The sequence below is a fragment of the Rhodopseudomonas faecalis genome, assembly GCF_003217325.1.
GTDB lineage: Bacteria > Pseudomonadota > Alphaproteobacteria > Rhizobiales > Xanthobacteraceae > Rhodopseudomonas > Rhodopseudomonas faecalis.
This window is the reverse complement of the sequence record NZ_QJTI01000015.1, coordinates 29,722-40,090: the sequence shown is the minus strand read 5'-3', so window position 1 is coordinate 40,090 and position 10,369 is coordinate 29,722. Positions and strand designations below refer to the sequence as shown.

At 63.2% G+C, this 10,369-nt stretch carries 8 protein-coding genes; 5 read left to right on the top strand and 3 right to left on the bottom strand.

Annotated features, from left to right (window positions below):
- Positions 1-412: 412 nt before the first annotated feature.
- The 4 genes from BJ122_RS12655 (at position 413) to BJ122_RS12640 (ending at position 6,562) form a co-directional block, all read left to right on the top strand.
- Positions 413-2,221: a glucan ABC transporter ATP-binding protein/ permease gene (locus BJ122_RS12655; protein WP_110781359.1), complete on the top strand. Its 1,809-nt coding sequence runs from the start codon at positions 413-415 to the stop codon at positions 2,219-2,221.
- A gap of 261 nt (positions 2,222-2,482) precedes the next feature.
- Positions 2,483-3,889, top strand: coding sequence for a D-alanyl-D-alanine carboxypeptidase family protein (locus tag BJ122_RS12650; protein ID WP_110781358.1), 1,407 nt, complete (start codon positions 2,483-2,485; stop codon positions 3,887-3,889).
- A gap of 236 nt (positions 3,890-4,125) precedes the next feature.
- A complete protein-coding gene (locus BJ122_RS12645; protein ID WP_110781357.1) occupies positions 4,126-5,814 on the top strand; it encodes a long-chain fatty acid--CoA ligase in 1,689 nt (562 codons plus the stop codon).
- 262 nt (positions 5,815-6,076) lie between these two features.
- Positions 6,077-6,562, top strand: a complete 486-nt coding sequence (locus BJ122_RS12640) for a peroxiredoxin (protein WP_110781356.1) — start codon at positions 6,077-6,079, stop codon at positions 6,560-6,562.
- A gap of 196 nt (positions 6,563-6,758) precedes the next feature.
- On the opposite strand, the gene rnhA is transcribed toward BJ122_RS12640, so the two are convergent.
- From rnhA to ispH, 3 genes are read right to left on the bottom strand one after another with little or no spacing between them, the layout of a single operon-like run.
- On the bottom strand, positions 6,759-7,220 hold the full coding sequence (gene rnhA / locus BJ122_RS12635) for a ribonuclease HI (RefSeq protein WP_110781355.1): 462 nt from the start codon (positions 7,218-7,220) through the stop codon (positions 6,759-6,761).
- Positions 7,217-8,197: a homoserine kinase gene (locus BJ122_RS12630; RefSeq protein ID WP_110781354.1), complete on the bottom strand. Its 981-nt coding sequence runs from the start codon at positions 8,195-8,197 to the stop codon at positions 7,217-7,219. The genes rnhA and BJ122_RS12630 overlap by 4 nt, the downstream gene beginning before the upstream one ends.
- A 5-nt stretch (positions 8,198-8,202) precedes the next feature.
- Positions 8,203-9,165, bottom strand: coding sequence for a 4-hydroxy-3-methylbut-2-enyl diphosphate reductase (gene ispH, locus BJ122_RS12625; protein ID WP_110781353.1), 963 nt, complete (start codon positions 9,163-9,165; stop codon positions 8,203-8,205).
- A gap of 243 nt (positions 9,166-9,408) precedes the next feature.
- Here ispH and BJ122_RS12620 point away from each other — a divergent pair, with 243 nt between their 5' ends.
- On the top strand, positions 9,409-10,113 hold the full coding sequence (locus BJ122_RS12620; protein WP_027276400.1) for a DUF1013 domain-containing protein: 705 nt from the start codon (positions 9,409-9,411) through the stop codon (positions 10,111-10,113).
- The last annotated feature ends 256 nt before the right edge of the window (positions 10,114-10,369 follow it).

Sequence of the window (10,369 nt, the reverse complement as noted above, 5' to 3'; positions counted from 1 at the left end):
GGCCACACAGGGGATTGAGAGATGCGTGGCTGACATGCCACGGCGACGACGAGCTCCAGTTGACCCCAATCAACCCGCGGCATCACGACCTGATGAAGCCAGGGTATCGCTAATAAAGCTGAGATTGTTGCAACAAGAGGATCGGTTAGCGGTTCGGTCCACCTGATCAGTACAGTTATCGCGCCCCATTCTGCTGGCTGTATCAAGGGCTTAAGGTAGGAGATCGAGTCATGATTCTCAAGCCTTGGGCCAACTAGCTATACCGTTAGCGCATTGGCCTGCGTACGCAACCACCGCCTCGTTGACATTGCCGCGACCACGCAGCCACCCGCCGTGCGAGCGACGGAACCGCATTCCGTGTCGCCGCAAAATGCTCTATCGATAGCGCGTTGGTTCCGCCGAGCGAGCGCCTATGCCCATGCTTCGACTCTACGCCCGCGTGCTGCTGCTGCTCGGCAAGGAAGCGCTGCTTGGCTGGGTGCTGGCGGGCGCCAATCTGCTGCTCGCAGCCGCACAATTCGCCGAGCCTGTGCTGTTTGGCCGCATCATCGACGTGCTGTCCGGCAATCTGTCGACCGGCGCGATGGCGGCCCAATCGCAGTCACCCTGGCCGCTGCTGCTGGCCTGGGCGGTGTTCGGGCTGTTCACCATCGGCTGTAGCGCGGCGGTGGCGCTGCATGCCGACCGGCTTGCCCATCGCCAGCGCCAGGCGGTGCTCACCGATTATTTCGAGCATGTGCTGCAATTGCCGCTCACCTATCACACCGGCATTCATTCTGGTCGGCTGATGAAGGTGATGCTGCAGGGCACCGATGCCTTGTGGCGGCTGTGGCTCGGCTTTTTCCGCGAGCATTTTGCCGCGATCCTGTCGCTGGTGGTGCTGCTGCCGCTGTCGCTGTATCTCAACTGGCGGCTGGCGCTGCTGCTGTTTGCGCTGTGCATTGTGTTCACGGTGCTGACCACGCTGGTGGTGCGCAAAACCTATGCGATGCAGGGCGCGGTCGAAGACAGCTACAGCGCGCTGTCGGCGCGCGCCTCCGACGCGCTCGGCAACATCGCCTTGGTGCAGAGTTTTGTGCGGATCGACGCCGAGGTGCAGGGTCTGCGCTTTGTCGCCGATAAGCTGCTGGCGATGCAGATGCCGGTGCTGTCGTGGTGGGCCGCGATCACGGTGATCACCCGTGCTTCCACCACCATCACCGTGCTGGCGATCTTCGCGGTCGGCATCGCGCTGCACGAGCGCGGCCTGTCCAGCGTCGGCGAAATCGTGATGTTCGTGTCGTTCGCCACCATGCTGATCCAGAAGCTGGAACAGGTGGTCGGCTTCATCAACAGCGTGTTCATGGAAGCGCCACGGCTGCAGGAATTCATCAACATACTCGACGCGGTGCCGACGGTGCGCGACCGCCCCGACGCGGTCGATCCGGGACGGCTGAAAGGGCGCGTCGAATTCGACAACGTGTCGTTCTCCTATGACGGCAAGCGCCCTGCGGTCGAAGACCTCAGTTTCGTCGCCGAGCCCGGCGACACCATCGCGCTGGTCGGCGCCACCGGCGCCGGCAAATCGACCGCGATCGCGCTGCTGCACCGCGCCTTCGATCCGCAATCGGGCTCAGTGAAGATCGACGGCGCCGACATCCGCAGCTTCACGCTCGCCGGGCTGCGCCGCAATATCGGCGTGGTGTTCCAGGAAGCGCTGCTGTTCGACCGCACCATCGCCGACAATCTGCGGGTCGGCAAACCCGATGCCAGCGACGAGGAACTGCGACTGGCAGCGCTGCGCGCGCAGGCCTTGGACTTCATCGAACGCAGCGATCAGAAATTCGACACCAGCGCCGGCGAGCGCGGCCGCATGCTGTCCGGCGGCGAACGGCAGCGGCTGTCGATCGCGCGCGCACTGCTCAAGAACCCGCCGATCCTGATCCTCGACGAAGCCACCAGCGCGCTCGACGCGGTCACCGAAGCCAAGGTCAGCCTGGCGCTCGATGAAGTGATGAAAGGCCGCACCACTTTCGTGATCGCGCACCGGCTGTCGACCATCCGCCACGCCACGCGAATTTTGGTGTTCGACAATGGCAAGGTGATCGAGAGCGGTAGTTTCGACGAATTGCTGGCGCGGCGCGGTACCTTCGCCGAGCTCGCCCGCGCGCAATATATGGCGCAGGACGAATCCCGTACCGCCGTCGCGGCAGCGCGCGATGAGGATGCCGAGCCGCGGTAAGCTGCCATCGCGATTATGCCAATGGTCGAATTTTGGCCCCTTTCATCGCTGAATAACCCGCGCCAAGCCCTGTTCTGGAACCGGAAGCCAGTATAGGTTGGGCAGCGCCCGCCGTTTCGCGGCGCCATGCGCTGGAACACCCACCAACCGACAGGAACCGCAGCCCGATGGGCTGCCAAGGACCGGAATCGGATCGTGCAATTTGCTCCATTCGCGCTTCGCGCATCGCCGCTGAAACTATTTGCCGCACTCGCAGTGGCCATGCTCGCCACCGCGGCGCCGCACAACGCGGACGCCGAAGCGCTGCTGCTGGTGGAAGCCGACAGCGGCAAGGTGCTGCATGCCGAGAACGCGACCTATCCGTGGTATCCCGCCTCGGTCACCAAGCTGATGACGACCTACGTCACGCTCAAGGCGGTCAAGGAAGGACGCATCACGCTCGACAGCGTGTTCACAGTGTCGCCGACCGCGGCGGCTGAGGCGCCCTCGAAGATGGGGTTCCGCGCCGGCACCCAGGTCACCGTCGATAACGCGCTGAAGATGATGATGGTGAAGTCCGCCAACGACATGGCGGTGGTGCTGGCCGAGGGCGTATCCGGCTCGATCGACGCTTTTTCCGAGGAGATGAACCTCACCGCCCAGCGGCTCGGTATGACGCAGACCCACTACGTCAATCCCAACGGCCTGCCCGCCGAAGGTCAGGTGACCTCGGCGCGCGACCTTGCGATCCTGGCGCGCGCCATCATTCGCGACATGCCGGAGTATGAGTACTTCGTGCATATTCCCGCGATCCGTTTCGGCAAGCGCGTCACCCCGAATTTCAATCGGCTGATCGGCCGCTATCCGGGCGCCGACGGCATGAAGACCGGCTTCATCTGCGCGTCCGGCTTCAATCTCGTTGCCTCGGCAACGCGCGACGGCCGCCGCCTGATCGCGGTGGTGCTCGGCGCATCGTCGTCGCAGGCCCGCGCCATCAAGGCGATTCAACTGCTCGATCGCGGTTTTTCCAGCAATTCGCTGACCTGGCTGCAACCGGCACTCGGCACCGTTGATAATCTCGCGCCGATCGATGCCATGCCGCCCAATCTGCGCGACGAGGTATGCGGACCGAAGCGCAAGCGTCCGGCATCCGATGAGTCGCCGGAAGACCTGATGGCCAGTGAGCAGAACGCCGGCAACGCCACGATGTCGTTCTTCTCCGGACTACAGACGCCGTCGCTGCGCCCGGTCGATATGCTGGCCGCGGCACCAGCGCCGACCGAACCGGTGGTGGTTTACACCGGACCGAAAAAGAGCGGCGCCGCGCTCATTGCAGCGGTCGAAGCCGATAGCGCAAAGCCCGCGCCCAAGCCGCGTAGCAAGAAACAACACGCCGCGACTGACAAGTCCGCTAAGCCCACAGCCAGCTCCGCCGCCGACACCAAGGTCGGCACGAAGCCCGATGGCCGCAAATCGGTGACGCTTGATCCGAAGACCAGCGTCGCCAAACCGGCCGCCGCGCCGAAACAAGCGCCCCGCCCCGCTGCCGGCGCCGTCAAGCCGGCACTGAGCGCTGCCAAACCGGCCGCCGACAAGCCCGCTGCCGATAAACCGAAGGCCGCCAAGCCGGCACCGAAGGCCAATACTACCGACGCCAAGCCGGCGCCCGAGTCCAAGCCGAAAAGCTGAGCGCGACAGCCCGTTTTTCCGCAGTGCGGCAACACAAAGCCAGACTTTCCGCCGCTTGCGTTCCGTCTCGCCTTTGACCAATACTCCGCCACAACAAAGTGCCTGCACAAAGCAGGAACAATGGAACTGGCGATATGGTTTTGTCGCCGCGGCGCGTTTCACGCGGTTCTTCGCCCCAGCGTGATACCACCGGGACAGCGGAGCGGCGGCTCCAGGAAGGACTGAGGGGAAACATCATGGAGCGCATCTGGCTTAAGCACTACCCGCCGGGAGTACCAGCGGACATTGATACCACGCAGTATCCGTCGCTGGTCGATCTGTTCGAGGAAAGCTTTAGAAAATTCCGCGATCGCAAAGCGTTCATCTGCATGGACAAAGCGATCACCTATGGCGAACTCGACGAATTGTCGGCGGCGTTCGGCGCCTATCTGCAGAACAAGGGCTTAAAGAAGGGCGCGCGCGTCGCCGTGATGATGCCCAACGTGCTGCAATATCCGGTGGCGACCACCGCGGTGCTGCGCGCCGGCTTCACAGTCGTCAACGTCAATCCGCTCTACACCCCGCGCGAACTCGAGCATCAGCTCAAGAATTCCGGCGCCGAAGCGATCGTGGTGCTGGAAAACTTTGCCAGCACCGTTGAGCAAGTGGTCGCCAAGACGCCGGTCAAACACGTGATCGTCGCCACCATGGGCGACATGCTCGGCTTCAAGGGCCTGATCGTCAATTTCGTGGTTCGCCGCGTCAAGAAGATGGTGCCGGCTTTCAATCTGCCGCAAGCGGTGCCGTTCAACGACGTGATCGCCGCTGGCCGCAAGATGCAGCTGGTCAAGCCTGTCATCGGTCCGGACGACGTCGCGTTCCTGCAATACACCGGCGGCACCACTGGCGTGTCGAAGGGCGCCACTCTGCTGCACCGCAACATCGTCGCCAACGTGCTGCAGAACGATGCCTGGCTGCAACCGGCGCTGCAATTGCTGCCGAATGTCGAGCAGATCTTTATTGTCTGCGCGCTGCCGCTCTATCACATCTTCGCATTGACCGCGTGTTTCCTGCTGGCGGTGCGCGCCGGCGGCGTCAATCTGCTGATCCCCAATCCGCGCGACATGAAGAGCTTCGTCAAGGAGCTGAAGAAGTATCAGGTCAACAGCTTCCCCGCGGTCAACACGCTGTACAACGGCCTGCTGCACGCACCGGGCATCGAACAGGTCGATTTCTCCAAGCTGAAGATTTCCAATGGCGGCGGCATGGCGGTGCAGCGTCCGGTGGCCGAGGCCTGGAACAAGCTGACCGGCTGCGGCATCGCCGAAGGCTATGGCCTGTCGGAAACCTCGCCGGTCTTGACCTGCAACCCGGCGACCATCGAAGGCTTCACCGGCACCATCGGTCTGCCGCTGCCCTCGACCTATATTTCGATCCGCGACGATGCCGGCAACGAAGTGCCGCTCGGCCAACCGGGCGAAATCTGCGCCCAGGGCCCGCAGGTGATGTCCGGCTATTGGAACATGCCGGACGAAACCGCGATGGTGATGACCGCCGACGGCTTCTTCCGCACCGGCGATATCGGTGTGATGAATCCGGATGGCTCGGTGCGGATCGTCGATCGCAAGAAGGACATGATCCTGGTCTCGGGCTTCAACGTCTATCCGAACGAGATCGAGGAAGTGATCGCCACCCATCCCGGCGTGCTGGAATGCGCGGTGGTCGGCGTCTCCGATGCGCGCTCCAGCGAAGCGGTCAAGGCGTTCGTGGTCAAGAAGGACCCGAACGTCACCGCCGAAGAGATCATCGAGTTCTGCCGCACCCAGCTCACCAACTACAAGGTGCCGAAGATGATCGAATTCCGCACCGAGCTGCCGAAGACCAATGTCGGCAAAATCCTGCGTCGGCAGTTGCGCGACGAGAAGAAGGGCCAGGCGGCGGCCTAAAGTTACAATGGCGGGCGGCTCGTTGGAGCCGCCCGTTTCTTTTTGGGCCGAGCGCCAGCTTCGCGCGCGAATCCTGCAGCGGTGCGTGGCGGAGATTTCCCGGCGAGCCGCACTGCGCTGGTTTCAGACCCGGCTGTGCCGCACCACATGATCACAGCAGAACGGTATCTGGCACCTTGGTCGCGACAATGACTGTTGCGACAGCTTGTCAGTTCCGTACTCCCAGTCTAATGACGGTGTCCCATTCACGGAGAAGTTGGCAATGACTATTAAAGTCGGCGATCGTTTGCCCCAGGTGCAATTCCGCGTCATGACCGAAGACGGCGTCCAGGTGAAAACCACCGACGACGTTTTCAAGGGCAAGAAGGTCGCGCTGTTCGCGGTGCCGGGCGCCTATACCGGCACCTGCCACAAGATGCATATTCCCAGCATTTTCCTCAACGCTTATGCGATGAAGGACAAGGGCGTCGACACCATCGCGATCGTCGCGGTCAACGACGCGTTCGTGATGAACGCCTGGAAGCGCGACACCGACCAGCGCAACGAAGCGATCTTCCTGGCCGACGGCAATGCCGAGTTCGCCAAGGCGATCGGCCTCGACCTCGACGCCTCCGGCCTCGGCCTCGGCATCCGTTCGCACCGCTATTCGATGCTGGTGGAAGACGGCGTCGTGACCAAGCTCAACGTCGAGCCCAATCCGGGCGCGGTTGAAGTGTCGGGTGGCGATACCCTGCTCGGTCAGCTCTGATATCGACCCGATACCGACGGCCGTCACTTGTGACTCGTCATGCCCGCGCTTTGTCGCGGGCATCCACGTCTTGAAAGCAGGTGCAAGCTCAAAGACGTGGATGGCCGGGACGAGCCCGGCCACGACGCGTGGTGAGGTTGGTCGGCATTGCTAAGACGACATCAGCCTTGGGGCCCAGCGCCTCAAGGCTGCTCTACTAAACGGCCCGGGACCTGGCGCGGTTTTCGGCAAGGCCGTCGCGGGCGAGCTGATCGGCGCGCTCGTTCTCGGGATGGCCGGCATGGCCCTTGACCCAATGCCAGCGCACTTCATGCTGATGCAGCGCCGCTTCCAGCCGCTGCCAGAGATCGACATTCTTGACCGGCTTCTTGTCAGCGGTCTTCCAGCCGTTGCGCTTCCAATTATGGATCCAGCTGGTGATGCCCTGCCGCAGATATTGGCTGTCGGTATAGAGCTCGACGGTGCACGGCTTGGTCAGCGCTTCCAGCGCCGCAATCGCCGCCAAAAGCTCCATGCGATTATTGGTAGTCGGCGACTCGCCACCCTTCAGCTCTTTTTCGATCTCACCGAATTTCAGGATCGCACCCCAGCCGCCCGGCCCGGGATTACCGGAACAGGCGCCATCGGTGAAAATGGTGACCAGCGGCCGCGCGCTCACGCCGGCAGCCCTGAGGTCTCGACGCCGTAATCGGCCATGCAGCCCACGCTTTGGTGAAAGCGCAGCTTGCGGACATATTCCAGCGGGTCCTTGGGCTTCACCAGCGCGCCTTCCGGCACGTTCAGGAAATCGACCAGCCGGGTCAGCAAAAAGCGCAGCGCGGCGCCGCGCGCCAGCAGCGGCAGGGCGTCCTGTTCGGCGGCACTGAGCGGCCGATCGCGATTATAGGCATGCAGCAACGCCCGCGCCTTGGTGACGTTGAAAGCGTGGTCCTGCTCAAAGCACCAGGCGTTCAGGCAGATCGCGACGTCATAGGCCAGGATATCGTTGCAGGAGAACGGAAAGTCGATCAGCCCCGACAGCTTGTCGTCGATGAAGAACACGTTGTCCGGGAACAGGTCGGCGTGGATCACGCCGTTCGGCAGCTGCTGCGGCCAGCAGCCTTCGAGATGATCGAGCTCGGCGGCGATGAACGCGCGCAGCCCGACCTGGATTTCATCCGCACGCTCGGCCGCCAGCTCGAACAGCGGCCGCCAGCCCGACACCGACAGCGGATTCCGGCGGTACAGCGGAAAATCCTGGCCGGCGAGATGCATTTTGGCGAGCGCTTCGCCAACCCCGGCGCATTGCGCCACATTGGGCCGGCGCGGCCACACGCCTTCCAGAAAATTGATGATCACCGCCGGCCGGCCGGCCAGCGTGCCGCACACCGCGCCGTCGCGGTTCTTCTCCGGCTGCGGGCAGTTGACGCCACGCGCCGCCAGATGCGCCATCAGCGACAGGAAATACGGCAGGTCTTCCGCGGCGACGCGCTTTTCATAGAGCGTCAGAATGAAATGGCCGCGGCTGGTGTGCAGCAGATAGTTGGAATTCTCGACGCCTTCGGCGATGCCCTTGTAGGAGAGCAGCGCCCCAATGTCGTATGCGCTCAGGAACGCCGCGAGTTCATCCGCGGCGACGTCAGTATAAACGGCCACCCCAGCTACTCGGCAGCGTCGGGTCGCAACGCCCGCGGCAACGGGAAGAACTCGTTCTCCTCCGCGGCCGACACCGTCTCAACGCTGAGCTCATATCGCTCCGCGAACGCCCCCATGATCTCTTCGACGATCACTTCGGGCGCCGAGGCGCCGGCGGTCAGGCCGAGCGTGGCAATGCCTTCGAACTGGCTCCACTCGATATCGGAAGCGCGCTGCGCCAGCACCGCCACCTTGCAGCCCTCGCGTTCGGCCACTTCACGCAGCCGCAGCGAGTTCGACGAATTCGGCGCACCGACCACAATCATGGCATCGACGATCGGCGCCACCTTCTTGACCGCCGCCTGACGGTTGGTGGTAGCGTAGCAGATGTCTTCCTTGTGCGGCCCGGAGATGTTCGGGAACCGCTGCCGCAGCACGGCGACGATGCCCGAGGTGTCGTCGATCGACAGCGTGGTCTGGGTCACAAAAGCGAGATTGTCCGGGTTCTTGGGCTGATAGGCCTCGGCATCCGCCGTGGTTTCGATCAGCGACACCGCGCCTTCCGGCAGCTGGCCGAGCGTGCCGACCACTTCCGGGTGATGGGAATGGCCGATCAGCAGGATTTCGCGGCCGCGCTTGTAATGGATCGCCGCCTCGCGGTGCACCTTGGTGACCAGCGGACAGGTGGCGTCCAGCGAGAAGAAATTGCGGCGATGCGCCTCCTCCGGCACGTCCTTCGGCACGCCATGGGCGGAAAACACCACCGGCGCCTTAGTGTCGGGGATTTCGTCGAGTTCCTCGACAAACACCGCGCCCTTGGCACGGAGATTGTCGACCACGTAGCGATTGTGAACGATCTCGTGGCGAACATAGACCGGGGCGCCATACAGCGCCAAGGCACGTTCGACCGTATCAATGGCCCGCACCACACCGGCACAGAAGCCGCGCGGCGAGCAAAGCACTATTTTCAGAGGCGGTTTTGAAAGCATGGTCAAGCGATCCGGAGCGCTGTCCACCGCACCATAGGATCGGGAACGGACGCGGCCAATTGGCGTTTCGGCTACTCAGAGTTCTCTCTAGAACTGAAGGTCCTTTGTGACCCTGTCAAGGCCGAACCACGGCCATTGCGCCAGCCGGGCTGGACGGCTTATATAGGCGCGAATTCCGTCATTCCGAGGACCCGACGGCTTCGCCTCTTCCGGGAGGTGGGCGAAGCGCAAAGGAGATATGCCATGAGCAACGCCCCGCTGATGCCGAAAGCGACGGCCGTCTGGCTGGTCGACAACACCGCTTTGACCTTCGATCAGGTCGCCGACTTCACGAAGATGCATCCGCTGGAGATCAAGGCGATTGCCGACGGCGACTCGGCCCAGGGCATCAAGGGCATGGACCCGATCTCCACCGGCCAGCTCACTCGGGATGAAATCGAGAAGGGCGAAAAGGACCCGAATTACCGGCTGAAGCTCGGCGAAAGCCGGGTGATTCTGCCGCAATCGTCCAAGAAGAAAGGCCCGCGCTACACCCCGGTGTCGCGCCGCCATGACCGTCCGAGCGCGATCCTCTGGCTGGTGCGCAACCACCCGGAACTCAAGGACGCGCAGATCATGCGCCTGGTCGGCACCACCAAGACCACGATCGCCTCGATTCGCGACCGCACCCACTGGAACGCCTCGACCCTGACGCCGATGGACCCGGTGACGCTCGGCCTGTGCACCCAGATCGAACTCGACTTCGAAGTGCAGCGCGCCGCCAAGGAAAAGCCGCTCGATCAGGCCTATGGCGGCGCCACGCTGCTGCCGGCCTCGGAAACCACCCGCAAGGACGACGAATACGAAAGCTCCGACAAGAGCCAGGACGATCTCGACGTCGATGCCGTGTTCGCCAAGCTCAAGACCATCGGCGGCAAGAAGCACGACGAGGACGAGGACGAGTTGTAAGTTTTCTCACCTGCCCCGGCCGCGGCGTCGCGCTGCGGCCCAAGGGTTTGATGGCCGCGTCTATGAGGGCGCGGCCTTGCTGTTTCTGGCAACGCCGCCACCGCCACTTCAACATGCGACGGGCCGAGATCGACGGCTGTCCTTTCCGCACAAGTAGCACGCGCGCAACATTGTCGTTTGAGGGTGCGACAGCGCACCACGGCGCTCGCCTTGTTGCACGCACCTTTGCAGGCTAAGGCTGCCGGTTCGCAGCAGC